The following is a 25,451-nucleotide window of genomic DNA, read 5'->3' as shown; positions in this document are numbered from 1 at the left end:
ATGAGAGGCACGGCGGCACGCTGGATCGGGACGGCGCTTGCGGCCCAGCTGGCGGCCGTCGCCCCGAGTCTGGCGCAGGAGGCGACGAGCGAGCCGCCGCGGCGCGTCGTCTCCACCAACCTGTGCACGGATCAGCTCGCCATGCTGGTGGCGGGCGACGGCCAGCTCTATTCGGTGTCGGAACTGGCCGACGATCCGATCTATTCGGTGCTCGCGGACCGCGCCAAGGACTATGTCGTCAACCACGGCTCGGCCGAAGAGATCTTTCTCATGCATCCCGATCTGGTGCTCGCCGGCCCATTCTCGTCGCCGGCGAGCGTCGACATGCTGCGCCGGCTCGGCTTTCGCGTCGAGATGTTTCAGCCGGAAACCTCGTTCGGCCAGATTCGCGCCAATCTGCGCCGGATGGGGGAAATCCTCGGCCATCCTCGGCGCGCCGACGCCTTGATCGCGGAGATGGATGCAGCCATCGCGGCGCTGCCCAAGGCCGCATCGCGCGAGACCATCGCGCTGTTTTTCGCCAACGACTATACGGCCGGCCGCGGCACGCTCGCCGACGAGGTGGTGCGCTTGGCCGGCCTCGACAATCTGGCTGCACGGCTCGGGATCACCGCGATGGCGCGGATCCCGCTCGAAGAACTGGTGATGGCGCGGCCGGACCTCATCATCGGCCAGCCGTCCTTTTCCACTCCGGCTCTGGCCTACCAGAACCTGCGACATCCGGCGATCCGGGCGCGGGTGGTCGGCGGCGACGTCGCCAACCGGCTGGAGAAATACTGGACCTGCGGCGGCCCCTTCTCGGTCGAGGCGGCGCGCATCCTGGTCGGCATCGCGGATCGTGCCGCAACCGCCAGGACCGCATCGCAGACGCAGCCGGGCGAAGGCTCGACCGGGCCTCGGGCCCAGTTCGGGCGGCCGCGCGAGGCAGAGGCTCCTCGTGGCTAACGATCGCGGCTTTACGGCGCTCGTCGTCGCCCTTGCCATCCTCGTCGCCGTGTTGTTCGCCGTCTCCCTGCTTCTGGGGCCGGCCGAAATCGGGCTGGGTGACAGCGTCAGGGCTCTTCTGACCGGGCAAGGCGGCGCCACCGTTCTGGTGATGCGGGAAATCCGACTGCCCCGCGCCATCCTGGGCGTGATGATCGGCGCCTCGCTCGGCCTCTCCGGCGCCTGCCTGCAAGGCTATCTGCGCAATCCGCTGGCCGAACCGGGCCTCGTCGGCGTCACCGCCTCGGCTTCGCTCGGCGCGGTGCTTGCGATCTACACCGGCCTGTCGGCGATCTTTCCCCTAGCCCTGCCGTTGGTGGCGCTCGCCGGTGCGCTCGCCGCCGTGCTGCTGGTGCTGTGGGCGGCGGGGTCGAGCGGCGGCGTACTGACCGTCATCCTGGCTGGCGTCGCGGTATCCAGCGTCGCGGGAGCGCTGACGGCGCTGGCGCTCAACCTCTCGCCCAACCCGTTCGCGGCCATGGAGATCGTGTTCTGGATGCTGGGTTCGCTGAGCGACCGGTCGATGACCCACGTCGGTCTCGCCGCGCCGTTCATCCTGATGGGCTGGGCGATGCTGATCGGGCTCGGCCGGCCGCTCGACCTGCTGACGCTCGGCGAGGAGGCGGCGGCCAGTCTCGCGGTCGACCTCAAACGGCTGCGGCTCGTCCTGGTGCTCGGGACGGCCGCCTGCGTCGGCGCGTCCACGGCCGTCGCCGGCAATATCGGTTTCGTCGGGCTCGTCGTTCCGCATCTTCTGCGGCCGCTGGTCGGTGCGCGGCCGGGGCGTTTGCTGCCCGTCAGCGCGCTCGGCGGCGCGGCGGCGCTCACCGCCGGCGATATCCTGGTGCGGCTGATCGCGCCGGAACGGGACCTGAAGCTCGGCGTGTTGACGACGCTCGCCGGCGCGCCCTTCTTCCTGTGGCTGGTCGTCCGGGAAAGGAAGACGCTGTCGTGACGCTCCTTTCCGTCAGCGATCTCTCCGTCTCCTTCGGCGCCCGCCGCGCACTCGACAGCGTTTCCCTTTCGGCGGAGGGGGGCGAGATCATCGGGCTGCTCGGACCGAACGGCGCGGGCAAGACGACGCTGTTGCGCGCCCTCGTCGGCCTCGTGCCGAGGCATGGCCAGGTGCGGGTCGACGGCACGCCGGTCGACCGGTTCGATGCCGTCGAACGCGCCCGGCGCATCGCCTATCTGCCGCAGGACCGGGCGATCAACTGGCCGGTGTCTGTGGAAACCGTCGTCGCGTTCGGCCGCGCACCGTTTCGCCGCTCCTTCGGCCGCCTGGGGCGAGACGACCGCGCGAGGATCGAAAGCGTGATCGAGCAGATGGGACTCGGCGCCCTGCGCGACCGACCGGCGACGACGCTGTCCGGCGGCGAGCGGGCGCGCGTGCTGATCGCGCGGGCGCTGGCGCAGGACGCCGCGCTGCTTCTGGCCGACGAGCCGACGGCGGGGCTCGATCCGGCTCACCAGATCGGCGTCATGCGCTGCTTTCGCGACGTGGCACTATCGGGACGGGCGGTGATCACCTCGCTGCACGATCTCAGCCTGGCGGCACGCTGGTGCTCGCGCCTGCTCGTTATCCAAGATGGACGCCTCGTCGCCGACGGCGCCCCGGATGCCGTTCTGACCCCGGAAATCCTCCGCGACGTCTACCGGATCGACGCCGAGATCGCCCATCTCGACGGGCGCCTCGTGATCCACGCACGCGATACCCTTTAGGCCGGCGGACGCGCTCGGCTCCGGCAGCCGTTTCAGCCCGGGAAACGTCTTGCTTTTCAAAATTTTGTACGGTTCTTGCCCGCCGGCATGCGGACCTTGATCCGTGCCCTTGACACGCCCTCCAAGGATCGATCCTGTGTTCCCGATGACCTGAGGAGGGTTCCTTGAAGCTGTTGGCGAAGGAATTTTTTCGATCCAGCTCGCAGCCCGTGGTTGTGGAGCAGCGGCGCCCGCAGCCGCCCTTTCCGCTGCACGACCATGACTTCTACGAGATCGTGATCGTGCTGTCGGGAAACGGCTGGCATGTCCTGAACGATGAGCCGCACTTCATCACCTGCGGCGAGGTGTTCTACATCAAGGCCGACGACAATCACTCCTACGAGCAGGTCAACGATCTTTATCTGTCGAACATTCTCTACCGCCCGGACGGCGGTGGCCGGCAGGATGTGATGAAGATCATGCTGGACGATGCGGCCAACGGCTCCGCCCGGCGCCACTGGCAGGTGACGGAGGACGTTCTGGCGAAGATCACGCCGCTGATCGAAACGTTGGAAAGCGAAGCCTGCAATCCCGATCCCATGTCGGAAATGATGGCCGAAGCCCTGTTCAATCAGCTCGCCGTCTTGCTGGCGCGCGCCCGGTTCGCCGGCGATGGCGACGCACTACCGAGCACGGTGCGCCTGGGCCACGTGCTCAGCTATCTCCGCCACAATTGCACCGAGCAGGTCGATTTCGAGGAATTGGCACGCCGGTTCGGCTATTCGCTGCGCAATTTCAACCGGTTGTTCCGCGAGGCCACGGCCACCACGCCGCATGACTATCTGGTGAAGCTGCGGCTCAGCCGGGCCATGCGGGCGCTGCTGTCGACCAGCGACAGCATCACCGACGTGGCGCTGGCGTCCGGCTTCAACGACAGCAACTACTTTTCCTACAGCTTCAGCCGAGCGACCGGCATGTCGCCGAGCGAATACCGGCGACGCATCGGCGCCGGCATCGCCTGAGATGCAGGTTTCCCGGCCGCGGTGCGATCCCTGAGGCAGAGGTCGGCCAAGAAACCGGCAATCACGCGCTACCCATGCGATCAACTGCGTGCAGTTGCTCGGCTATCGCCGTCGCCGTTTGGTGCCCCTGAACCACAGGTAGTTGCCCGGCCGGTCGCCGCTGCCGCGTTGAGGGGACGCGGCGGAGACCTTGTCGGACTGGTCGATTGGGCCGGTCTCCCTCAGTCTCGCTTGAGGATTCTGACCGGCACGCCCTTGGAGGCCGGCACGTGCGCCTCCTTCTCATGGTGCCAGAGCGGGATCAGCTTGTTGAGCTCCGGATAGTAGCCGCCGACATCGCCCTTCGGAATCGAGAAGCGGTGCGCCCGGAGCCCTTCGACGCGGCGCTCGACGCCGTCGTCGACCGGGCTCTCGACATCGATGAGATCCTGGTCCTCCAGGCCGAGCGAGGCCATGTCCGCCTCGTTCATCAAGAGCACCATCCGCGAGCCGTGAATGCCGCGCAGGCGGTCGTCATAGCCGTAGATGGTCGTGTTGAACTGATCGTTGGAGCGCACGGTGATGAGCTTGAAGACCGTCTTGCCGTCGGTGGCGATGTCAGGATCGACGTCGAGCGTCTCGGGCAAGAGGAAGTTGGCCTTCCTGGTCTGCGTCTTCCAGACACGGTAGCAGGCCGCGAGATCGCGGTGGAACCCACCGGGCTTGAGGAAGCGCCCGTTGAAGTCCTTGAAGTCGTCCGGATAGGTCCGTTCGATGGCGTCGCGAACCTTGGCGTAGTCGGCCACCCATTCGTCCCAGGGCACGGTTGCCTTGCCGGCCACGGTCGCCTTGGCCAACTCGGCGACGATCTTCGGCTCCGACAGGAGTTCGGGCGATGCCGGCTCGCGCCAGCCCTTGGAGCCGTGGATGCAGGCAGTGGAATCCTCTACCGAGACGGTCTGCGGCCCGCTCGCCTGGGTATCGCGCTCGATGCGCCCCAGGCAGGGCAGAAGGTAGGTGACCTCGCCGGGGATCAGATGGTTGCGGTTGAGCTTGGTGGCGATCTGCACCGACAGGCGCATCTTCCGCCACGCCGCCTCCATCATCTCGGTTTCGGGCACGGCGCGAATGAAATTGCCGCCGAGTGCGATGAACCCGTGCACCGAACCGTCGATGATACCCTGGCAGGCTTCCACCGTGTCGAGACCTTTGTCGCGCGGCGGCTCGAACGCATAGAATTCGGCGAGCTTGTCGAGCGGCACCAGCTTCGGCTTCTCCGAGATGCCCACCGTGCGCTGGCCCTGCACGTTGGAGTGTCCACGGATCGGCGAGATACCGGCGCCGCGCTTGCCGATATTGCCGCGCATGAGAAGCAGGTTCACCAGCATGTGCACGGTCTTGGTGCCGTGGCGATGCTGGGTCAGTCCCATGCCGTAATTGGCGATGACCTTTTCGGCCTTGGCGTAGACTCCGCCGACCTTTTCGAGCGCGGCGCGCGGCAGGCCGCTCATGCGCTCGATCTCGTCCCATTCGGTGCCGCGCACGAAGGCCTCGAATTCGTCGAAGCCGTGGCAATGCTCCTCGATGAAGGCGAGGTCGAGAACGCGGGGCTCGCCCTTCGCCTTGGTCTGGTCGTCAAGGGCGAACACCGCCTTGGCGATGCCGGTCATCGCCGCCAGATCGCCGCCGGCCTTCACCTGAAGATAGTCGCTCGACATCTGGGTGCCTTCGTCGGGCGACAGCATCTCGACCGGCGACTGCGGATTCTTGAAGCGCATCAGGCCGCGCTCGGGCAGCGGATTGAAGGTGACGACGGGCACGCCGCGCTTGCGCGCCTCCTGGATCGGATGCAGCAGGCGCGGCGCGTTGGTGCCGGTGTTGTGCCCGAAGAAGAACATCATGTCGCACGCCCGGAAATCCTCGAGCGTCACCGTGCCGACCGGCACGCCGATCGACTGGGGCAGGCCGACCGACGTCGACTCGTGACACATGTTGGAGGAGTCGGGCAGATTGTTCGAGCCGTAGATCCGCGCGAACAGCTGGTACATGTGCGAGGCCTCGAGCGAGGCCCGCCCGGAGGCGTAAAAGACCACCGACTTCGGATCGAGCTTGTTCAGCTCCTCGCCGATCTCCTTGAAAGCCGATTCCCAGGTGACCGGCACATACTGGTCGAGCGAGACATCGTAGCGCATCGGCGTGGTCAGACGCCCCTGCTGCTCCAGATCATGGTCGGGCCAATCGAGGAGCTCCGTCAGCTTGTGCCTGGCGAAGAACTCGCGGTCGCAGCGCTTTTTGGTCTGCTCCCAAACCGTGGCCTTGGCTCCGTTCTCGCAGAATTCCGCGGGCTTCGGGTGAGCAGGCTTCGCCCAGGAGCACGAAACGCACATGAAGCCGTTCGGCTTGTTCTGCCGATAGAGCGTTTCCCAGATGGATGACATCGCCAGGTCCTGGCGCGCGGCATGCCGTGTGACGGACTTGAGCGATCCCCAGCCACCGGTCGGAAACTCGTAGGGCTCGACCGTGACCTTGTCGGTTCGCTCGCTGCGCTTCATCGTCCGTCTCCTTGTTGTCTCGCCGTCGCGACAAGCCTCGTTCTCCGCGAAGCCCGGCTCGAACCGACGCAATTTAGAATCTGGACAAAGAGACCGAGCGGTCCAGGCACGGCCGCCCGTTATCGGTTAGGCAGCTACGGTCAGGCGCGTGTGGGGCCTGAGAAACGGCTTCAGGCGAACCATGTCGGGCGGCGCGACGGCGACGCAGCCCTCGGTCGGCAGATAGCCCGGCCGGGAGATGTGCAGGAAGATGGCGCTGCCGCGTCCGCGGGCACGACACCTCACGTTCCAGTCAAGGACGACGATGAGATCGTAGAGCCGGTCGGCCCGCCACAGGCTTTCCGCGCTCGCCGCCCACGGCAGGCGCACCGGGCGGTTATAGGCAGCGTGCAGAGGTGCATCGCACCAGCCGTCGTTGCTTCGCGCGATCTTCGTCGGCAGTGCCGGAACCGGTGAACGCCGGTCGCTGCGGCGATAGGCCGAGACGAGCGCCATGCTCGCGCGCGGTGTCGCGCCGTCCCCCTCGCGCTTGAAGATGGTGATGCCCGAGCGGCCGAGGGCGCAGCGAAGCCGGAGACTGCCCGCCTGGAGAATGCCCCGTCGGGGATCCAGCGGTGATCGGCGCACCACCAGATCACGGTTGAAACTGTTCTTTTTCATCACGCCTGCCTACATTAATCGTGACATGAAGGGAGCGATTCGTCTCGCCTGATCGCCGTCGTATCGATTTCTGGCGATTTCGCGCGTCGATGGTGGAAGGATCTCATGAGCGTACGCAGCATTTTGATCGTCGACGACGATGGCGACCTGAGGCAAACCCTGGCCGAGCAGCTCTCTCTTCATGAGGAATTTGCCGTCCTTCAGGAGTCGACCGCCGCCAAGGGAATCGCGGCAGCGCGATCGGAGCTGATCGATCTCGTCGTCATGGATGTCGGCCTTCCCGACATGGATGGACGCGAGGCGGTCAAGGTGCTGCGCAAATCCGGCTTCAAGCCGCCGATCATCATCCTGACGGGGCAGGATGCCGATTCCGACACCATTCTCGGCCTCGAGGCGGGCGCCAACGATTATGTGACGAAGCCCTTCCGCTTCGCGGTGCTGCTCGCGCGCATTCGCGCGCAGTTGCGCCAGCACGAGCAGAGCGAGGATGCCACCTTCCAGGTGGGCCCTTACATCTTCAAGCCGAGCCAGAAAATGCTGCTCGACGAAAAGGGCGGAAAGATCCGGCTGACAGAGAAGGAAACGGCGATCATCCGCTATCTCTATCGCGCCGACCGGCGGGTGATCACCCGCGACGTTCTGCTGGAGGAAGTTTGGGGTTACAATTCGGGCGTCACCACCCATACGCTCGAAACGCACGTCTACCGGCTGCGCCAGAAGATCGAGCCGGATCCTTCGAACGCGCGCATCGTCGTCACCGAGGCGGGGGGCTACAAGCTCGTCCCCTAAGGTCGAACTCGCCACCGTTCCAGGTTCCCACACGCTCGGCACGTCATTATAAGGTGCCGGCGGAGGACTTTTCGCGAACAGCGGGAATGTATAAGGCGAATATGCGCGGACAAGTTGTTCTCGCGATGAAGGAGCGGGCGTATCGATGAGCCTTGAAAGCGACATTGCCGTGTTGCGGCACGCTGCGCTGTTCGAGGATCTCACGACAGACCAGCTCCGATTGCTGGCGTTCGGGGCCGAGCACCGTCGGCTGCGCGCCGGAGAGACGCTCTTTCGCGAGGACGCACGCGCCGAAGCCGGATTCCTCCTTACCAGCGGCGAAGTTTCGCTGTTCCGCGGCCGCGGCGACCGGCAGCGCGCCATCGGCCGATACGGGGCGGGGACTCTGCTGGGCGAAATGGCGCTGCTCACCGAAACCCGACGCGCCGGGACGGCGATCGCGGAAACCGATAGTGACGTGATCCGCATCACCCGGACGCTGTTTCACCGCATGCTGGAGGAATATCCCGACATCGCGGTTCATCTGCACGCACGCATACGTGATCAGTTGGCGGAGATGACCCGCCGGATCGCGGCGCTGGAAGATCGCTTTTCCGAATAGGCGCTCCCGGACGATCGTCTTTTCCGACAGGGGTCTCTCGCGGATTAAGCAATTAATGCCAAGCGATCGACGTAGCCCATATGGCTGCTTTTCAAGCCCGCGGATCAACCGTCGTTTTCATGCCTGCCTGACGATTTTCCAAATCGTATTCGGGGAACCCGGCGATCCGGATGTCGTTGCACATCCGAGGTCGATGGAAGACGCCGAGATATTTTTCATGCCTCTATCCGAACAGTTTTTTCGAAAGGCACTGGAATTCTTTTCAATGAAACCTGTCAGATCGACTGGTTTTCTGCCCGTCGCCCTCGCCGGGATTGCAGAAGGCACGTTCAGGCAATCCGAGACTCGATTAAATCCCCGATTGATCTCCACGGGAAAATCCGCAGCGACGAACATTGGCAAATTCTGACCTGGGAACAACAAATACAATCAAGATTTTTCAATCATCGCATAATTTATTAAATTTGAATTTCATAGAGAGGCAGCAGGAATATATTTCCACGGTCGCTCTATTTCATGAATTTTACCAATAAAACCAAACAGAGCCCAGCAACATTTGGTTCCGAGCACGTCCATCCCACAACCGATTTTTATCGGCCAGCATGGAACATCTTCGTGGATCTGGTGTTTTATTTACATCGACAAAATGGCACGGCCGCGCGGGTTATCTAAATTGATCCAGCATGCCGAGCCCACTGTTATGGAGTACTTCCAATGAAGCAAGTCCTTTTGGTCAGTGCCACGGCTCTCACCCTGATGGGCGGGGCCGCCTTTGCCCAGACCTCGACCGAAACGGAGCCGACGGCTGCCGACTGTTCGAACCAACTTGAAACCGGCACTGCTGCAGCGGACGAAAAATGTCCGAATCCGTATTACACCGATACCGACGGAGCATCGGATATGGACGCCGACGCGCCGGCCGACGACAACAACGCCGATACGGACGATGACAGCACCGACGACAGCGGTGATGCTTCGGATAGCGGCAACAACGGCTGACGTGCACCCATCCGAGAAATTGGGTCAGCCTTGAACGGGCTGCGCCCAAAAAGGATCGGCGCCGGGCGCACTCTTCGCGTCTGGCGCCGTTTTACATCGACTGTCCACGTCTTCCGCCCGGCAATCTTTACGCGCCTCGCGGCCCAATCGATCGATCGGACCGCAACTAAATCCGTTCGAGCGGATGATGCGGCTCTGGCGGCAGAGAGACGCGGATCGCGTCGCCGGGACGCACGGGGCCGCCCGAAAGCACGACGGCCATGACACCGGCCTTGCGGATCACCTGACCATCGGGCCCCCGCGGCAGAACCGCTTTCAGCAGACCGGCCTGGAATTTTTCGATCTGGGCGCACGGGTTGCGAAGCCCAGTCAACGCGATCAGAGCGGTCTCTCCGATGGCGAGAAGAGTGCCGACCGGCAGGGCCAGAAGGTCGATCCCAGTGGTCGTGATGTTTTCGCCGAGATCGCCGGGAGCGACAGCAAATCCCTCCGCCTTCAGTTCGTCGAACAACTCCGTATGGATCAGGTGAACCTGTCTCAGATTGGGCTGTGTCGGATCGGCGGCCACTCGGGAGCGGTGTTGAACCGTCGCCCCCAGATGAGCGTCGCCTTCGACGCCCAGACCGGCGACGAGCTGGATAGACTCCGTCGGCTGCTTGCTGAACCGGTGGGAGCTATCGCGCGCCACGTCCAGCACTTGTCCATCTGCAATTGTTTGCGTCATCGTCAAAGCTCCAGTTCAACCAAGACCGGCACGTGATCCGACGGCCGGTCCCAGCTGCGCGCTGCGGTCAGGACCTGAGCCTGCCTGAGGCTGGGAGCCAGGTCCGCCGAGCTCCAGATGTGGTCGAGCCGGCGACCACGGTTTCCAACAGTCCAGTCCTTGGCGCGATAGCTCCACCAGGTAAAAACCTTCTCCTCGATCGGGATATGCCTGCGGACCAGATCGGTCCACGCGCCTTCGGCGAGAACGCGCAGCAGGCCGTCGCATTCGACCGGCGTATGGGAAACGACCCTCAGGAGCTGCTTGTGCGACCAGACGTCGGTCTCGAAGGGCGCGATGTTGAGGTCGCCCAGCAGCAGCGCCGAGACGCCAGGCTCGGCTTCGGCGCTGACGAGGCGCATCTCTTCGAGAAAATCCAGCTTGTGCGCGAATTTCGGATTGATCGCCCGATCCGGCTCGTCGCCGCCGGCGGGCACATAGAAATTGTGGATGCGGATGCGGCGCTCGCCAAGCTGGATGCGGGTCGACAGGTGCCGCGCGTCGCCCACGGCACAGAAGTCCTGGCGTACGGTGTCCTGAAAGGGCACCTTCGAAAGCGTCGCCACGCCATGATAGCCCTTCTGCCCATGCAGCGCGATGTGCTGATAGCCGGCCGCGCGGAACGCCTCTTCCGGAAACAGCTCGTTCGGGCACTTGGTCTCCTGCAGACACAGCACGTCGGGCCGATGCTCGGCGAGAAAGCGCTCGACCAGCGGCAGGCGGAGACGAACCGAATTGATGTTCCAGGTGGCGATGGTGAAGGACATTGCGGGCTCCGTTGACCAAACCGGGGTATGCCCCGACCGGCCTCACCGCAAGATGGCTCGCGTTCCGCCGAGCGTCGCTACCGCGCTCTTCCTCAGGAATCGACTTCGAAGAATGCCGCGAAGAATGCCGCGCGCCGACGCCATGCCGCTCCTCTGCCGCCAGCGACCTCCGAAGCCTAGCCGGCCACGATGCGTCGGAAGCTGGCAACCGGCAAATCATAGCTGCGCGGCCATATAAGTTGAATTCAATCGTCAAATATTGCTAGGACGACGCGAAAGTCCATGGCGCGTTCGGATAGGAGTCTAGCCGATGGGACAGCCTCGCCCTCTCCTGTGCCGCCGCGATCTTCTTCTGGGTGCCGCGCTGGCGGCGACCGGTCTGCCGTTTCGTGTCGCCCAAGCCCGCTATGTCCCGGCCGAGGCCAGCTACCGGATTTTTATGACGCAGCCGCAAAGCCACAGGCTCGACCGCTTCTTCGTCGCGGAAGGCGACAGGCGCTACCAGATCTTTCGCGCCATACCGCGCCAATCGAAGGCGAACGATGCCCATCCGGTCATCTACATGCTCGACGGCAACGCGGTCTTCGATCGGCTGACAGCCGAGATTCTGGAACAGGTGCCGGGCCTCGCGGTGGTCGGCATCGGCTACGACACCCCCCTGCTCTTCGACGCCGACCAGCGAACCCTGGATTACACGCCGCCTCTCGGATCGGACGGGCCGGTCCCCGATCCGACCAGTCCCGGCCGTCTGTCCGGCGGCGCCGACGCGTTTCTGGCGAGACTCAAGGGACCGCTGCAGCAAGCCGCCGAAGCCGACCTTGCCGTCGATGCCGGGCGCCGGGCCCTATGGGGTCATTCCTATGGCGGCCTTTTCGCGCTCTACTGCCTGTTGCGACAGCCAACCGCGTTCCGCCGCTATGCCGCGATCAGCCCGTCGATCACCTGGGGCGACGACGTATTGGAACCGCTGATGGCCATCCCTCGTCGGGCGGACGACGAGCCGGCTCGCGAGGTCCTGATCGCCTATGGCGACAGCGAACGTCGCCTGGCACCAGGGGAAGCCCGGCCGGCCAAGCCGAGCGTCAATGCAGAGCACGTCGAGCGGCAGGGCACGTTCGCCGCGCGACTGGCTGAAACCGCGAATGCCACGGTGCGAACGGAGCAGCTTACCGGCCTCGGCCATGGCGAAACCTTCGCCGCGTCCTTCGCGATGGCGCTGGCCTTGGCGGCCGCGCCGCTCGAATAGCCCGTGTTACTTGCCCGTGCGGTTCTGGGTGATCGTGGTGTACGGGATCTCGAACATGCCGTCCTGGAAGCGTACGCCGGACTTGACGTTGTAGATCATCACCGTCGTGTCCTTGCCCTGGCCGTCGCGAATGGTCCATTGGCGCAGATCGTAGCTGACCGGATCGAACATCATGGTGATGCGCGAATCGCCGAACACCGACTTGTCGCCCATGACGATGGTGGTGAGGTCCTGCTCTTCCTTGACGCTCTCGATATTGGCGTTCGACAGGTTGATCCGCTGTTCCAGCAGCAGCTTCAACGGCGTCTTGGAGAGCGGATAGAGATCCCAGGTGTTGAGCTTCTTGTTGTTGATGCCCACCTGGCTGCCGTCCGAAATCACCCGAAGCGGCTGACCCGAATAGTCGAAGCGGATCTTGCCGGGCCGCTCCAGATAGAAATTGCCCTCGGTCTGGCGCCCGTTCGGATCGAACTGGATGAACTGACCGGTCATCGACTGGACGGAGGAGAAGTGGTCGGCAATCGCCTGCGCAGTGGCGCTAGCGGCAGCCACGGCCGGCTGCGGCCCCACGCTGCCGGCGACGATCGCAAGCGCGAGCGCAGCAACGGTGGTCCTGACACAGGTTGGCAAAATAGATCCGATGTTCATGACAGGCAGTCCTCGTCGCCTTCTCGACCCTTCGACGCGTCGTTTCCGCCCGACATTCGTCGGCCCGGTTCACGCAAGACACGACAGCGCTTAGCGGACCCGTACGGCATGAATGGGGCGGACCTGACCCGGGACTTACCTGGGCATGCGATGCCGGTTTGGCAACGCCCCCGACGGATGCTCGACAACACAACCAAGCCGGCCGATAGCATCGCGACGCAGCGGCGGTATAATGCTGCGCCGGATCACATGAGCCCGCCCCATGCCCCCGACGACACCCGCCGACGCGTCCTGCCTTGTGGTGCCGAATGGCGGCGTCCTGCTGCTCGACCGATGTCCGGGCCGGGGCCGGACCGTAAGCGAGACCATCGACGCCTACCGCCGGCGCGGCGTCTCCTGTCTCCTCAGCCTCGTCGAAGACCAAGAGTTTCCAGATCGTGACGCGCTGCTGCCGGCCCTGTCGCGCAACGGCATCGACTGGCTCCGTTTTCCCGTCGTCAATTTTTCCGTGCCGGGAGACGAGCAGGCCTGGCTGCCGGTCTCCCGCGACCTTCATCGCCGTCTGGATCGCGGCGCCGTCATCGCCATCCACTGCTGGGGCGGACTGGGCCGCACCGGGATGATCGCCGCCCGGCTGCTGGTCGAGCGGGGATCGGCCGTCGAGGTGGCGATCGCCGCGGTTCGGCGGGCTCGTCCCGGGGCCGTCGAGACGGCGGGGCAGGAGGCCTGGATCGCGCACGCTCCGGCCTCCTCCGCCGTCCCGGAATGAGGTCAGGGCTTCACCCGGCGAGCGTCATCTGCGTTACAGCTTGTCGTCCTCGGTCGGCACCAGGATCTCGCGCTTTCCGGCATGGTTCGCCGGACCGACGACACCCTCCTGCTCCATCCGCTCGATGATCGAGGCAGCGCGGTTATAGCCGATGCCGAGACGGCGCTGGATATAGGAGGTCGAGGCCTTGCCGTCGCGAAGCACCACGGCGACCGCCTGGTCGTAGAGGTCCGCTCCCTCGTCGACGGAGCCACTGCCGCCGCCACCGGAAGAGCCTCCCGAACTGCCGCCATCGCCGTCCTCGTCATCCTCCAGGATCGCGTCCAAATAGTCCGGCACGCCCTGGTTCTTCAGGTGCGCGACGATCTGTTCGACCTCGTTGTCGTCGACGAATGGTCCATGGACGCGCTGGATGCGGCCGCCACCGGCCATGAACAGCATATCGCCCATGCCGAGCAGCTGTTCGGCGCCCTGCTCGCCGAGGATGGTGCGGCTGTCGATCTTCGACGTCACCTGGAAGGAGATGCGGGTCGGGAAGTTCGCCTTGATGGTGCCGGTGATGACGTCGACCGAGGGGCGCTGGGTCGCCATGATGACGTGGATGCCGGCGGCGCGCGCCATCTGCGCGAGACGCTGGACGGCGCCCTCGATATCCTTGCCGGCGACCATCATCAGGTCGGCCATCTCGTCGATGATCACGACGATGTAGGGCAACGGCTCGAGATCGAACTCCTCCGACTCGAAGATCGGCTCGCCGGATTCCCGATCGAAGCCGGTCTGGACGGTGCGCGAGATCGTCTCGCCCTTTTCCATTGCCTGGCGCACGCGCGTGTTGAAGCCGTCGATGTTGCGCACGCCGACCTTCGACATCTTGCGGTAGCGATCCTCCATTTCGCGGACCGTCCACTTGAGCGCCACCACCGCCTTCTTCGGATCGGTGACGACCGGCGACAGCAGATGCGGAATGCCGTCGTAGACCGACAGCTCCAGCATCTTCGGGTCGATCATGATCAGCCGGCACTGCTCGGGCGTCATCCGGTAGAGCAGTGACAGGATCATCGTGTTGATGGCGACCGACTTGCCCGAGCCGGTGGTACCTGCCACGAGCAGATGCGGCATCTTGGCGAGGTCGGCGATCACCGGCTCGCCGCCGATCGTCTTGCCGAGCGTGATCGGCAGCTTGCCCTTGTTGGCGGCGAAGCTCTCCGAGGCGATCATCTCGCGCAGATAGACGGTCTCGCGGCGCTGGTTCGGCAGCTCAATGCCGATGGCGTTCTTGCCGGGAATGACGGCGACGCGCGCGGCCACCGCGCTCATCGAGCGGGCGATGTCGTCGGCCAGGCCGATGACGCGCGACGACTTGATGCCGGGCGCCGGCTCCAGCTCGTAGAGGGTGACGACCGGACCGGGCCGGACCTCGATGATCTCGCCCTTCACGCCGAAATCCTCGAGCACGCCTTCCAGCAGACGGGCGTTTTCCTGCAGAGCCTCCATCGACATCGACGCGTCGCGGCCCCGCGACTTGGGCAGCATCAGGAATTCGATCGACGGCATTTCGAACGGTCCGGGCACGCTGGCGCGCGGCAGCGGCACGGTCCGGCCGCTGCCGGTGCGGCGCTGCCGGGCAGCCGGCTGCGGTCCCGCTTGGGGCACCACGCGGACTGCCTTGTCGTCGTCATCCGGTCCGGCCGGCATCGACCGGTCGCGGCTGTTCGAAGCGGGACGCTCGGCCTCGGACTTCGAACCCTTGCGTCCCGGGAACGCGATGATGTTGCCCGACAACAGTCCGCGCCAGCCGGTCTGTTCCTCGGCCACCGGCGCACCCGGCGCAATGCGGTCGGCCGGCCCGACCAGCATGGAATCGTCGGACGCGTCGTCGTCCCAGGGCTCCTCGTCGTCTTCATCGCCGGCCCAGTCGTCGGAGGCGGCGCCCTGCTCAGGCACTGCCGCGTCCCACGGTTCGTCGTCGTCGGCATCGAAGGGCTCGGCGGCGGCGTCATAGGTGCCGGTCACGCGCACAGGTGCGGTGCGGGCCCTGACGGGAGCCGGCGGGACGTCATCCACATCGTCCTCGCCGTCGCCCCATACGGCCTCCCGCAGCGTGACGTCGCGCGCCTTCGGGAAGCGTCGACGCCACCCTGCCTTCAGGGAATAGATCGCATGCTCGGCGGCGCCCACCAGCAGAGCCAGCCGGCCCTCCCCATCATCGTCGTCCTCTTCGCCATGGACATGGCCATGATGATTGTGCAGAGCGGCATCGGACGACGCTTCGCGGCGATCGATCAGCGCTGCGCCGGACAGGAACAGCCAAGCGGCCGGAGCGGCGATCATCGCTCCCAGGACGATGGCCAGCCACCCTTGCGGATAGGAACCGGTCGCCAAGGCCGGAAATTTCAGCACGAGGTCGCCGGCGATGCCGCCCAGGCCGATCGGCAGAGGCCAGCCTTGCGGCGCGGCCAGACATCCGAGCGCCGACGCCGCGAGGATCGTCCCGGCCAGCGCGAACCACGCGCGCCGCCAGATGCGATCGACCTTCCAGCCGAAGCAGAGAAGCGCACCCCAGATCGCGAACAGGACGGCGATCAGCACGGAGGCAAGCCCGAAGATCTGCATCGCCAGATCGGCGACGATGGCGCCGGCGGCCCCCCCCCAATTGGTCACGACATTATGGTTCGACAGGCTCAGGGACGGATCCTCGACGTTCCAACTGGCCAGACTCACGGCGACGAACGCCGCAAGCGCCAACAAAACCAGTCCTCCCGCGAGTTGCGCCTGCCGCCGGACCGCGGCGGAAATGCTGGAACTCGTCTCGATGATGGTCGACACCATGTCGCCTGCCTGTCTGTTGCGGATTGTCTGCGTCCGGCGCGGACCGGATTCTCGATCGACGTCACCCTAGGCCGCTCTGGTTAAAGGCTCTTTAACCCTAACGTCCCGGCTTATCGGACATCGGGAGGATGTCGGCGGAGTTGCCGGAAGCCCACACGCCTCCCATCTGCAAGTCTCGTCCCAACAGACAACGGGAGAGCAGGATGGACATCAGGCACCAGATCACCGGGCACGGCGGCCGGTTCGTGGCCGGCGAGGCCGACAGCGAAGCGGAAATGACCTACGGCTGGCGTGACGACAGGACCGTGGTCTTCGACCACACCTTCGTGCCGCAAACGCTGCGCGGCCGCGGCATCGCCGGCGCGCTGGTCAAGGCCGGCGTCGACTGGGCTCGCCAGGAGGGGCTGAAGGTGGTTCCGCAATGCTCCTACGTGGCGGCCGAATTCGCACGCAAGGCGGACTATCGAGAAATCGCGGCCTGACGACCGCCCCTATGAAAAGGGCCCGCGCAGATGGCGGGCCCTTTCGATTTTCGCAGGTTCGTTCCGGTCAGGCGTGGGTGACGCCGAACTCGGGATAGGCTTCGACGCCGACCTCGGTGCGGTCGAGACCGAGAGCCTCTTCCTGCTCGCTGACGCGGATGCCCATCACTGCCTTGATGATCACCCAGATGACGAAGCTGACGACGAAGGTGAAGACGCCAAAGGCGATAATGCCAATCGCCTGGATGCCGAAGCTGGCGTCCGGGTTGCTGAACGGCACGGCGATGGTGCCCCAGATACCGCACAGCAGGTGGACCGGAATGGCGCCCACCACGTCGTCGATCTTCATCTTGTCCAGCATCGGAACCGCGACGACCACGATGGCGGCACCGATGACGCCGACGATGATCGCCCACAGCGGCGAGGGATAGAGCGGCTCGGCCGTAATGGCGACGAGACCGGCCAGAGCGCCGTTCAGGACCATCGTGACGTCAACGCGACGATAGAGGACCTGAAGCATGATCATCGCACCGACCGTTCCGCCGGCGGCGGCGAGATTGGTGTTGGCGAAGATGCGCGAAACGTCGGAAACGTCACCGATCGTGCCCATGGCGAGCTGCGACGCGCCGTTGAAGCCGAACCAGCCAAGCCACAGGATGAAGGTGCCGAGCGTGGCGAGCGGGATCGAGGAACCCGGCATCGGAACGCTGACACCTTCGGGCGTGAACCGACCCCTGCGCGCGCCAAGAAGCAGGACGCCGGCGAGCGCGGCCCAGCCACCCACCGAGTGAACGACCGTCGAACCGGCGAAGTCCTTGAAGCCCATCTCGGAGAGCCAGCCGCCACCCCAGGCCCAGGAACCGGCGATCGGATAGATGATGCCGGTCAGGATAGCGGTGAAGAGCATGAAAGACCAAAGCTTGATGCGCTCGGCGAGCGTGCCGGAAACGATCGAGGCCGAGGTCGCCACGAACACCATCTGGAAGAACCAGTCCGACGCCGTCGAATAGCCGGTATCGAGCGCGTCGCCGCCGACAGGATCGAAGCTGTAGGGGCCGAAGGAGCCGATATAGCCCCCGTCGACGCCGACATACATCAGCTTGTAGCCGATGACCCAGTAGAGGATGCCGGCCACCGCGTAGACGGCGATGTTCTTCATGCACTGCATGGAGACGTTCTTGGAGCGGACGAGTCCAGCTTCGAGCATGGCGAAGCCCGCCGCCATCCACATGACCAGGAAGCCGCCGAACAGGAAGAGCAGCGTGTTGAAGATGTATTGGACCTGCGCGTCGGGCGCGGCGGGAGCCGCAGCCGCTTCAGCCGCTTCCGGGGCCGCGTCCTGGGCGAAGGCCGCAGTGGCGGCGAGGCCGGCGAGGACGCCGGCGGTAAACAATACTTTTTTGAAGCGCATGAACTTGTCGTTCCCCTCTTAAAGCGCGTCCACGTCGACTTCACCGGTGCGAATGCGCACCGCGCGGTCGATACCGAACACAAAGATCTTGCCGTCGCCGATCTGCCCGGTCTTGGCGGCTGCCGAAATCGCGTCGACGGCGCGGTCGACCATGTCGGACGGTACCGCGACCTCGATCTTGAGCTTCGGCAGGAAGCTCACCGCGTACTCGGTGCCACGATAAATCTCCGTGTGCCCCTTCTGGCGGCCATAACCCTTCACTTCCGTGACGGTCAGGCCCTGAATGCCCACGCCCGTGAGGGCTTCGCGCACCTCGTCGAGCTTGAACGGTTTGATGATGGCCATCACGATTTTCATTGTTTTCCCAATCTTGAGCGCTAACGGCGGCAAGCGCCGCCCCCCTTGACCCAGCCATCGTCCATGGGAACTCGGACCCTGGCCGTGACTACCAGTTGATAATCAAGCGGCGTGCCAAACTGCGCAAGGGCCGACAATTTCTCGCCACAATCCGCTCAAGCGGGCGTTTACGAAGGGGAAACGTTCCTTACGCCATGGTTAACGCGCGCCCTGGGCACCGGCGGACATTCCGGCCTGCGGTTCGGAAAATGCCTAATTATTAGGCCGACTGATCCTGACGCGGGCGGATCAGCCCCTCTTGTGCCATCGAAGCGATCAGCCGACCTTGCCGGCTGAACAGCGATCCACGCGCCAGCCCTCGGCCGCCTGACGAGGCCGGGCTGTCTTGCGCGTAGAGCATCCACTCGTTGGCGCTGGCCGGGTGATGGAACCACATGGCGTGGTCGAGGCTGGCGACCTGAAGACGCCGGTCGAACACCGAGAGGCCATGGGCGAAGAGTGCCGTATCGAGCAGCGTCATGTCGGAAATGTAGGCGAGAACGGCAGCGCCGAGGGCTCGATCGTCCGCCACCGGCGCCTTGAGCCGCACCCAGATATGCTGCAGCGGCACGGCGTCCTTACGGTTCAGATACCGCTCGAGCCCAACCGGGCGGAACTCCACCGGCCGCGGGCGGGCCCAATAGCGCTGGATCGGCTCGGGCGCACTCTTCAGCGCATCCGCCTGGATTTCGGACATCGACGGCAGGTCGTCGGGATCGGGCACCGCCGGCATGTCGATCTGATGCTCCAGCCCCGCCTCGTCCTGCTGAAACGAGGCGGTCATGGTGAAGATCGTGCGTCCGTGTTGGATCGCGTCGGTCCGCCGGGTGGAAAACGAGCCGCCGTCGCGCAGCCGCTCGACGCGATAGACGATCGGGACGGCGGGATCGCCCGGCCACATGAAGTAGCAATGAAGCGAATTGACCGACCGCTCCGTGACGATGGTACGCTGCGCCGCGACCAGGGCCTGGGCGACGACCTGCCCCCCAAACACGCGTTGCCAGTTCTGATCCGGGCTGATGCCGCGGTAGAGATTCTCTTCGATCCTTTCGAGATCCAACGCCGTCAGCAGCTTTTCAACCGCCTCGTCCATCCTAAACTTCCTTTATGATTGCGAATTCGCGGCGATGGCGGCCATATGAATGCCGGCTTGCCCGTGGATCTTCCCGACAGCCCTGGAGTTAGGGCAGCCGACCGGCCAATTCGAGGAGACATCATGTCCGCCAGTGCATCCAGCCTTCCCGCCAAAACGGACATCGTGGTGGCCGGCGCAGGCTATGTCGGTCTCGCGACCGCGATCGCCATCACCGATGCGGCCCCGGGCATCTCCGTCACCGTGGTGGACGCGGCGCCCGATGGGACCTGGCGGAAGGACGAGCGCGCATCGGCCCTTTCGGCGTCGGCGGTCCGCATGCTGACGCGGCTCGACATCTGGGGCGAGATCCGCGACGACGCCCAGCCGATCACCGAGATGATCATCACGGACTCGCGGACCAGCGATCCCGTCCGGCCGGTGTTTCTCACCTTCGGCGGCGAGACGCGCCCCGGCGAGCCCTTCGCCCAGATGGCGTCCAACATCGTGCTCAACGGCGCCCTGCGCGATAAGGCCGCAGCGCTGGGCATCGGGATCTTTTCGGGAACACCGGTCTCCGGCATGACCGTCGGCGACGCCGGCGTCACCGTGAAACTCGGCGGCGGCGGCGCGATCGACGCCAAGCTGCTGGTCGCCTGCGACGGGGTGAAGTCGCGGGTTCGCGACTGGGCCGGCATCCGCACCGTCCATTGGGATTACGGGCAATCGGGGATCGTCGCCACGGTCAAGCACGAGCGGCCGCACAACGGCCGCGCGGAAGAGCATTTCCTGCCGTCCGGGCCGTTCGCCATCCTGCCGCTCGTGGGCAACCGGTCGTCTCTGGTGTGGACCGAATCGACGCACACGGCCGAGCGCCTGGTGGCGGCCGACGAACTGGTGTTCGAGGCCGAACTGGAACAGCGCTTCGGCCACAAGCTGGGCGCACTGACGCTGGAGGGCGGCCGGCGCGCCTTCCCGCTCGGCCTGACGCTGGCGCGCGAGTTTGTGCGCCCGCGCGTCGCGCTGGCCGGCGACGCCGCCCACGGCATCCACCCGATCGCCGGCCAGGGGCTCAATCTCGGCCTGAAGGACGCCGCGGCGCTGGCCGAGACGGTGGTCGAGGCGGCGCGGCTCGGGCTCGACATCGGCGCGCTCGACGTGCTGGAGACCTATCAGCGCTGGCGCCGCTTCGACACCTTCTCGATGGGCGCCACCACCGATGCGCTCAACCGCCTGTTCTCCAACGAATCCGGCATGCTTCGTTCGGTGCGCGACTTCGGCCTGTCGCTGGTCGACCGGGCGCCGTCGCTGAAGTCCTTCTTCATCGCCCAGGCCTCCGGCATCACCAGCGCCCCCTCGCCGCGTCTGCTTCAGGGCGACCCGATCTGAGCAGCGCCGGCCGGTGCTGTGAGGCGTTGGGTGCGGTCGCTACCGATCCACGCCTTTGTGCTTCCGTCATCATGACCGGCGAATATCGGGCAGGACCTCCGCCGCTGCGGCGGTTCGATGAACTTGGAATGGATCCTCGGGACGAAGCCCGAGGATGACGCACCGGGGATATGGACGCGTCAGAACGCCCGGCGGCGTGTGCGCGGCCGGTTCTGGCATTCTCTTCGCTGTCCTCTCTCCCTTCCTTTCGTCTGGGTTGATCCCGATGCCATCCGCGATGGGACGGCGGAACGCCGGAGGCAGACCCTCCGAATGATAGTGATAATACGGTCCGCCTCCGGCGTTCCGCGCGGGGTTTGATCGGGACGCGCGCGGGCTCTCGCTGCCCTCGCTCCGCCGAACCCTTCACCGCCCTGCGCCTGCAAATGCGCGGGACTGGCTCTGGCTGCCACCGGGGGGAGTACGACCTCCGGGCCAGCGGCGCGCCGCCTTCCCCGCAGAATCTCGGAAGGCAGGCTCGGTCCGTCCCGTCCGTTTGCCGCTCCTCCGGAAGGAGCCACACCCGGACCCGCCCGCTTGGCCCCCGACCGATCCCGGCGATCGTCCGTGCCCATTCGTGGACCAGCGGTGACGGGATGATAGGAGCGGCGCGAAAGGGCGGGGATTTCTTTTGTGATGTGACGGAGCCTCGCGGCGGCGCATCAGCTCCTCATGGTGAGCCTGTCGAACCACAATGGGCGCTCGGCGCCCCCAGCGTCAGGCCGGAGCCTTGATCCCTCGCCCTTCGACAGGCTCAGGATGAGGGTTCAAGGACGTCGGCGGCAGCGATGTCGATCTTGCGCCCATGGCGGACGTTCAGCCTGCTGGTTGAACTTCTTGGAAGCTACCGTTCGTCAAATCAGATACGATGACTGGCTTTGGGCGGATGAACGGAATGGCAGCATGGGTTTGGCCGAAGGGTGGAAGCAGACATTCAGCCACCAGATTTCGGCGTTGCGCCGAATCCAGAACTTCAAGGCTCCTTTCCTTCGCCTAAAATGAAGACCGCGGTTAGGCGCACGGGTATTTTCCGTGGATATATTCCCAGGGACTCGTAGATCAGTCGTGCCAACGCGGTTAAACAAGCTGGACGGGGTCACTCTTCGCATACGGGCTGTGTAACTGCGGCCTAAGAGCAAACGTCTCGACACATCTTGCCCGCCGAATGCCTATGGTGAGCGGCGTGATTGGAAGGGGGCCCCGTGCCATCGGCCGCTCGGATATTCGGCAAACTCTATCCCATAGATATCCCTGCCGTGTTCGGCGATGAGACGACGCTGCTCGCCCACCTTGGTATCAGCCCTTCTGAGCTGAAGAAGATATGGTGGTACCGCCGCAAGATGTATCGACAGTTCTCGATCGCGAAAGGGCCCGGAAAGACGCGTATGATCTGCGCGCCGGACCGTCGGCTAAAAATCCTGCAACGCAAGCTCGCGCCCTTGCTGGGCCAAATATATCGGGTCCGAAACCCAGTCCACGGCTTCGTGCTAGATCGTTCCGTTAAAACGAACGCTGAGGCTCATGGCGCGCGACGCTTCGTGCTCAACTTGGACCTTCAGGACTTTTTCCCGACGATCACCGAGAACCGGATCGTGGGCCTGCTGACGTCCGTCGGCCTTGAACGTCGCGTTGCTGAGATCGTGGCGAGACTGGCTTGCTATGACGGGCATCTTCCCCAGGGGGCACCGACGAGCCCAGTGCTGTCTAACATGATCTGTTATCGCCTCGATACGGAGCTCCTCCGTATCGCAAAGAGCGCGAGAGCGATCTATACCCGGTATGCGGACGACATCACGTTCTCAGGTTATCAGCCTCCAGTCCCGCTTTTCGAAGCCGGGCCACCTGCGGTCGGAAAATTCTCCCCGGACTTGCTCGCGGCCGCCTTGCGTGCGGCCGTCCAAGGCAACGGATTCACGATTAATCCGCATAAACTCCACTACGCTGACCGAAACTCGCGGCGCATCGTCACTGGCGTGAAAATCAATTCAGGGCTGAACGTTGATCGCCGTTACGTCCGCGACATCCGCGCGAAGCTCAGCTCGATAGAGCAACATGGGCTCAAAGCCTCGCAAGCAACATATTCTTCAAAAGGTGGCAAAGGCGATATCGGCTCTCACATTCGCGGAAAGATTGCATACGTCGGCCATTTGAAGGGGTTGGCGGACCCAGTCGTTAGGTCCTTGGCTTTGCGATACAATCGGAGCTTCGCGGATCATCCCGTGAAGATCACACCGACTGCCAGTGAGCGGCGGGATAGGTCGGTTTGGATCGTCGAGCATTCCGGGAATGGAGGTGAGCAAGGTACCGCCTTTTTCCTGAGTGGTGTTGGCCTCGTCACGGCTGCTCATTGCGTGGAGGATCCAGAGGATCTGCTCGTCTATCATCCAAGCACTCCCTCGAACCAAGCCAAGGTTTCGGTTCGCAAGCGATGCGAGCATCACGATTTGGCAATTCTCGACCACGCGATTAGTTCGAATGAGTTCTTCGAAATTGAAGCGGCGACGGCAGCGGTAGCGGTTGGTGACGACGTCATTGCCTACGGTTATCCGGGATATGGGCCTGGTGATCGTCTCAACATTCGAGAAGGAAAGGTTACGTCCCTCCCTCGCAAGCACGCGATCGATCGAGTGGAGGTGTCGCAAGAACTCAGTCAAGGCATGTCCGGAGGTCCCGTGCTGGATGCCCGGGGCAAGGTTATCGGCGTCATTCACAAGGGTGGGCCGAACGAGGGGCGCCAGATCGCGACCGCGATCCACGAGTTGAAGAAGTGGGCGGCAAGCTAGGGGGCGCCTTTTCTTGCAGCCCATGTCGAAACCAGAAATGTTGCCATCGTGCCGGACAGATTGACGGCGAGCTGAGCATGTCGGGCCGCAGGCTTTACCTTTTTTGGCCCCGGGCTGTGAGCGTCACTGATCTTGTTGCGCAGCGATCCCAACGATTCGACGACTGACTGGCAGCTTCCTAGAATCTGCTTGAAAACAGGTTCCGTGTGGCCGTCCGGAGCCAGATTCAGAATCTTCGCTAATTTCCGATAGAGGACTGGCAGGTCATCCTTCTCCTCATACGTCTCGCCGGCTTCGATGATGATCCACTTGCACACATCCTCAAGCAGCGTCCTGGCCAGTGTGATCGCCCCTGCGGGGTCGGTATCCCGACGGTCTAGCGCCTGAGTCCATCTGGCATGCACCGTGTCCGGGTCGAAGTCGGCGAGCGCCTGCGAGATCGCGTCATCCGAGGGACTGCCGAGGGCTGCTGGCTGCACCTCGTAAACGGGGCTGCCTGAGAGCCGCCGGACAATGATCAGCCGATAGCCGTCATGGCGCAGGTGCTCATTGATAGCCGCCGCGAGATCGGTTTGAACCTCCCGCGATTGCGTGAGAGGGCTGGTTACTTCCTCCAGAAAGCGGAAGAATTGCCTTTGCGAGCATGTCAGATATCCGACGGCTTCCAACGTCTCCCGGTTATTCCAGTCGTTGTTCCGGACGATGGCGTTGAAGAGATCGTCATCCAACGTCGCTTCAGAACGGTTGTTGGAGAATGAAGAGACGACCGATGGCATATTGATTGTCGGCCAAACGCGGCGGATGAAGTCAATATCTTCGAACTCGGTGCTGTACGGCCGCTTATCGAAAAGCGCCATGATGCGGCGACGAGTGAGTTCGGAGACTGCGGCCTTCCCCGCTTCCTGCAGCTTGGCTAAGGCCTCGGCCACCTCGAAGGAGTCGACCTCTTCAAGAAGGCGCTGAGCGATGGGGATTAGCTCCGCTGCCGATTTCTCGATCAGTCGCCGCTCTGCATACTTGAATTTGCTCTTGAATGACTCATCGCGATCCCCGTCTCGCAGTTGAAGACGGCTGCAGAGGGACGGCACCTCGTTGGCGCTGAAATCGGATATCGCACCAGCCAATGCATTTCTAAGCTGCTTGACTGCCACCGTCGGATACTGCTGCGCTGCTTGCTGTTTCACACCCCGGCACCCTTTCTCCCCCCTCATTTACACGCAATCTCGGCCGTCGTGCCAGTGAGGGGCACTCCAAATACTCTACTCCTTTGTTCTATTTCCGTTCTACACCCGAGTTCGGTCCGGCTCTCGCGTGCACCAGCGTAAGCCGATGCAATCTCCGAAATTCGGTGGCGGCCATTTACGCCGTCTGGTTGCGCTCCACGCAGCAACGGCAGCTTTCGGGAGATCGCTGGTAATCTCGAACGACCGCACCGGGGTCGTTGAACGAACCCGCTGCGCGGGAGGGCACCCGCGGTTGAGGTTAGAGGAGACAGGCCGAAGTCGCGCCTGCATTGAGCGTCGTGCGGCAGGGGCAGAGCATGACGGGCTTCTTCAACAAGGAGCCCGAC

General features: G+C 64.2%; 22 protein-coding genes. 12 read left to right on the top strand and 10 right to left on the bottom strand.

Translation table 11 applies throughout. The annotated features are described in order from the left end of the window. The 4 genes from SMD10_RS17375 to SMD10_RS17360 all read left to right on the top strand — a co-directional run bounded on the left by SMD10_RS17375 (window position 1) and on the right by SMD10_RS17360 (window position 3,707). Window positions 1-945: an ABC transporter substrate-binding protein gene (locus SMD10_RS17375; RefSeq protein ID WP_331687000.1), complete on the top strand. Its 945-nt coding sequence runs from the start codon at window positions 1-3 to the stop codon at window positions 943-945. Further along, the gene (locus SMD10_RS17370; RefSeq protein ID WP_331686999.1) at window positions 938-1,939 is read left to right on the top strand and encodes a FecCD family ABC transporter permease; all 1,002 of its coding nucleotides are present in this window, start codon (window positions 938-940) and stop codon (window positions 1,937-1,939) included. Before SMD10_RS17375 ends, SMD10_RS17370 begins: the two co-directional genes overlap by 8 nt. Then, window positions 1,936-2,706: an ABC transporter ATP-binding protein gene (locus SMD10_RS17365; protein WP_331686998.1), complete on the top strand. Its 771-nt coding sequence runs from the start codon at window positions 1,936-1,938 to the stop codon at window positions 2,704-2,706. The genes SMD10_RS17370 and SMD10_RS17365 overlap by 4 nt, the downstream gene beginning before the upstream one ends. A gap of 164 nt (window positions 2,707-2,870) precedes the next feature. Next, complete coding sequence (locus tag SMD10_RS17360; RefSeq protein ID WP_331686997.1) at window positions 2,871-3,707, top strand: helix-turn-helix domain-containing protein; 837 nt, start codon at window positions 2,871-2,873, stop codon at window positions 3,705-3,707. Between the two features lie 221 nt (window positions 3,708-3,928). On the opposite strand, the gene SMD10_RS17355 is transcribed toward SMD10_RS17360, so the two are convergent. Together SMD10_RS17355 and SMD10_RS17350 are read right to left on the bottom strand one after the other, a co-directional pair. After that, window positions 3,929-6,238, bottom strand: a complete 2,310-nt coding sequence (locus SMD10_RS17355) for an FdhF/YdeP family oxidoreductase (protein WP_331686996.1) — start codon at window positions 6,236-6,238, stop codon at window positions 3,929-3,931. A 126-nt stretch (window positions 6,239-6,364) separates the two neighbouring features. Continuing rightward, the gene (locus SMD10_RS17350; protein ID WP_331686995.1) at window positions 6,365-6,898 is read right to left on the bottom strand and encodes a L,D-transpeptidase family protein; all 534 of its coding nucleotides are present in this window, start codon (window positions 6,896-6,898) and stop codon (window positions 6,365-6,367) included. A gap of 105 nt (window positions 6,899-7,003) precedes the next feature. Here SMD10_RS17350 and SMD10_RS17345 point away from each other — a divergent pair, with 105 nt between their 5' ends. From SMD10_RS17345 to SMD10_RS17335, 3 genes are all read left to right on the top strand, one after another. After that, on the top strand, window positions 7,004-7,687 hold the full coding sequence (locus SMD10_RS17345) for a response regulator transcription factor (protein ID WP_331686994.1): 684 nt from the start codon (window positions 7,004-7,006) through the stop codon (window positions 7,685-7,687). Between the two features lie 145 nt (window positions 7,688-7,832). Continuing rightward, entirely contained in the window at window positions 7,833-8,288 is a 456-nt protein-coding gene (locus tag SMD10_RS17340) for a cyclic nucleotide-binding domain-containing protein (RefSeq protein WP_331686993.1), read from the top strand. A gap of 714 nt (window positions 8,289-9,002) precedes the next feature. Then, a complete protein-coding gene (locus SMD10_RS17335; RefSeq protein ID WP_331686992.1) occupies window positions 9,003-9,287 on the top strand; it encodes a hypothetical protein in 285 nt (94 codons plus the stop codon). Window positions 9,288-9,453: 166 nt separating this feature from the next. Here the strand turns inward: SMD10_RS17335 and SMD10_RS17330 are convergent, their stop codons facing one another. Further along, the gene (locus SMD10_RS17330) at window positions 9,454-10,011 is read right to left on the bottom strand and encodes an MOSC domain-containing protein (protein WP_331686991.1); all 558 of its coding nucleotides are present in this window, start codon (window positions 10,009-10,011) and stop codon (window positions 9,454-9,456) included. A gap of 2 nt (window positions 10,012-10,013) precedes the next feature. Next, a complete protein-coding gene (locus SMD10_RS17325) occupies window positions 10,014-10,817 on the bottom strand; it encodes an exodeoxyribonuclease III (RefSeq protein WP_331686990.1) in 804 nt (267 codons plus the stop codon). 310 nt (window positions 10,818-11,127) lie between these two features. On the opposite strand from SMD10_RS17325, the gene SMD10_RS17320 reads away from it, so the two are divergent. After that, window positions 11,128-12,063, top strand: coding sequence for an alpha/beta hydrolase (locus SMD10_RS17320; RefSeq protein ID WP_331686989.1), 936 nt, complete (start codon window positions 11,128-11,130; stop codon window positions 12,061-12,063). 6 nt (window positions 12,064-12,069) lie between these two features. Here the strand turns inward: SMD10_RS17320 and SMD10_RS17315 are convergent, their stop codons facing one another. Beyond that, window positions 12,070-12,711 carry an outer-membrane lipoprotein carrier protein LolA gene (locus tag SMD10_RS17315; protein ID WP_331686988.1) on the bottom strand — a complete coding sequence of 214 codons (642 nt, stop codon included), beginning with the start codon at window positions 12,709-12,711 and terminating at the stop codon, window positions 12,070-12,072. Window positions 12,712-12,973: 262 nt separating this feature from the next. Between SMD10_RS17315 and SMD10_RS17310 the strand changes: the two genes are divergently transcribed. After that, the gene (locus SMD10_RS17310; protein WP_331686987.1) at window positions 12,974-13,480 is read left to right on the top strand and encodes a phosphatase domain-containing putative toxin; all 507 of its coding nucleotides are present in this window, start codon (window positions 12,974-12,976) and stop codon (window positions 13,478-13,480) included. Between the two features lie 33 nt (window positions 13,481-13,513). Here the strand turns inward: SMD10_RS17310 and SMD10_RS17305 are convergent, their stop codons facing one another. Further along, the gene (locus tag SMD10_RS17305) at window positions 13,514-16,309 is read right to left on the bottom strand and encodes a DNA translocase FtsK (RefSeq protein ID WP_331686986.1); all 2,796 of its coding nucleotides are present in this window, start codon (window positions 16,307-16,309) and stop codon (window positions 13,514-13,516) included. A 203-nt stretch (window positions 16,310-16,512) separates the two neighbouring features. On the opposite strand from SMD10_RS17305, the gene SMD10_RS17300 reads away from it, so the two are divergent. Continuing rightward, entirely contained in the window at window positions 16,513-16,791 is a 279-nt protein-coding gene (locus tag SMD10_RS17300) for a GNAT family N-acetyltransferase (RefSeq protein WP_331686985.1), read from the top strand. A gap of 67 nt (window positions 16,792-16,858) precedes the next feature. Here the strand turns inward: SMD10_RS17300 and SMD10_RS17295 are convergent, their stop codons facing one another. The 3 genes from SMD10_RS17295 to tesB all read right to left on the bottom strand — a co-directional run bounded on the left by SMD10_RS17295 (window position 16,859) and on the right by tesB (window position 19,691). Further along, a complete protein-coding gene (locus SMD10_RS17295; protein ID WP_331686984.1) occupies window positions 16,859-18,202 on the bottom strand; it encodes an ammonium transporter in 1,344 nt (447 codons plus the stop codon). 18 nt (window positions 18,203-18,220) lie between these two features. Continuing rightward, a complete protein-coding gene (locus SMD10_RS17290) occupies window positions 18,221-18,571 on the bottom strand; it encodes a P-II family nitrogen regulator (RefSeq protein ID WP_331687040.1) in 351 nt (116 codons plus the stop codon). A 247-nt stretch (window positions 18,572-18,818) separates the two neighbouring features. Continuing rightward, the gene (tesB, locus tag SMD10_RS17285; protein ID WP_331686983.1) at window positions 18,819-19,691 is read right to left on the bottom strand and encodes an acyl-CoA thioesterase II; all 873 of its coding nucleotides are present in this window, start codon (window positions 19,689-19,691) and stop codon (window positions 18,819-18,821) included. A 123-nt stretch (window positions 19,692-19,814) separates the two neighbouring features. On the opposite strand from tesB, the gene SMD10_RS17280 reads away from it, so the two are divergent. Both SMD10_RS17280 and SMD10_RS17275 read left to right on the top strand, forming a co-directional pair. Beyond that, window positions 19,815-21,059 carry a ubiquinone biosynthesis hydroxylase gene (locus tag SMD10_RS17280; RefSeq protein ID WP_331686982.1) on the top strand — a complete coding sequence of 415 codons (1,245 nt, stop codon included), beginning with the start codon at window positions 19,815-19,817 and terminating at the stop codon, window positions 21,057-21,059. Between the two features lie 1,241 nt (window positions 21,060-22,300). Then, on the top strand, window positions 22,301-23,881 hold the full coding sequence (locus SMD10_RS17275; RefSeq protein ID WP_331686981.1) for a trypsin-like peptidase domain-containing protein: 1,581 nt from the start codon (window positions 22,301-22,303) through the stop codon (window positions 23,879-23,881). On the opposite strand, the gene SMD10_RS17270 is transcribed toward SMD10_RS17275, so the two are convergent. Continuing rightward, on the bottom strand, window positions 23,878-25,065 hold the full coding sequence (locus tag SMD10_RS17270) for an abortive infection family protein (RefSeq protein ID WP_331686980.1): 1,188 nt from the start codon (window positions 25,063-25,065) through the stop codon (window positions 23,878-23,880). The two genes, SMD10_RS17275 and SMD10_RS17270, sit on opposite strands and share 4 nt — an antisense overlap. Window positions 25,066-25,451: the final 386 nt, after the last annotated feature.

Origin of the sequence: Consotaella aegiceratis, assembly GCF_036541425.1 — a bacterium.
Lineage (GTDB): Bacteria > Pseudomonadota > Alphaproteobacteria > Rhizobiales > Rhizobiaceae > Consotaella > Consotaella aegiceratis.
This window is presented reverse-complemented; position numbering and strand designations above follow the sequence as displayed.

Bases quoted from the DNA above. Each gene is read 5' to 3' on its own strand.
- SMD10_RS17375 (WP_331687000.1), top strand. From the start codon at position 1: ATGAGAGGCACGGCGGCACGCTGGATCGGGACGGCGCTTGCGGCCCAG.
- SMD10_RS17355 (WP_331686996.1), bottom strand. From the start codon at position 6,238: ATGAAGCGCAGCGAGCGAACCGACAAGGTCACGGTCGAGCCCTACGAG.
- SMD10_RS17350 (WP_331686995.1), bottom strand. From the start codon at position 6,898: ATGAAAAAGAACAGTTTCAACCGTGATCTGGTGGTGCGCCGATCACCG.
- SMD10_RS17345 (WP_331686994.1), top strand. From the start codon at position 7,004: ATGAGCGTACGCAGCATTTTGATCGTCGACGACGATGGCGACCTGAGG.
- SMD10_RS17340 (WP_331686993.1), top strand. From the start codon at position 7,833: ATGAGCCTTGAAAGCGACATTGCCGTGTTGCGGCACGCTGCGCTGTTC.
- SMD10_RS17335 (WP_331686992.1), top strand. From the start codon at position 9,003: ATGAAGCAAGTCCTTTTGGTCAGTGCCACGGCTCTCACCCTGATGGGC.
- SMD10_RS17330 (WP_331686991.1), bottom strand. From the start codon at position 10,011: ATGACGCAAACAATTGCAGATGGACAAGTGCTGGACGTGGCGCGCGAT.
- SMD10_RS17325 (WP_331686990.1), bottom strand. From the start codon at position 10,817: ATGTCCTTCACCATCGCCACCTGGAACATCAATTCGGTTCGTCTCCGC.
- SMD10_RS17320 (WP_331686989.1), top strand. From the start codon at position 11,128: ATGGGACAGCCTCGCCCTCTCCTGTGCCGCCGCGATCTTCTTCTGGGT.
- SMD10_RS17315 (WP_331686988.1), bottom strand. From the start codon at position 12,711: ATGAACATCGGATCTATTTTGCCAACCTGTGTCAGGACCACCGTTGCT.
- SMD10_RS17310 (WP_331686987.1), top strand. From the start codon at position 12,974: ATGCCCCCGACGACACCCGCCGACGCGTCCTGCCTTGTGGTGCCGAAT.
- SMD10_RS17305 (WP_331686986.1), bottom strand. From the start codon at position 16,309: ATGGTGTCGACCATCATCGAGACGAGTTCCAGCATTTCCGCCGCGGTC.
- SMD10_RS17300 (WP_331686985.1), top strand. From the start codon at position 16,513: ATGGACATCAGGCACCAGATCACCGGGCACGGCGGCCGGTTCGTGGCC.
- SMD10_RS17295 (WP_331686984.1), bottom strand. From the start codon at position 18,202: ATGCGCTTCAAAAAAGTATTGTTTACCGCCGGCGTCCTCGCCGGCCTC.
- tesB (WP_331686983.1), bottom strand. From the start codon at position 19,691: ATGGACGAGGCGGTTGAAAAGCTGCTGACGGCGTTGGATCTCGAAAGG.
- SMD10_RS17280 (WP_331686982.1), top strand. From the start codon at position 19,815: ATGTCCGCCAGTGCATCCAGCCTTCCCGCCAAAACGGACATCGTGGTG.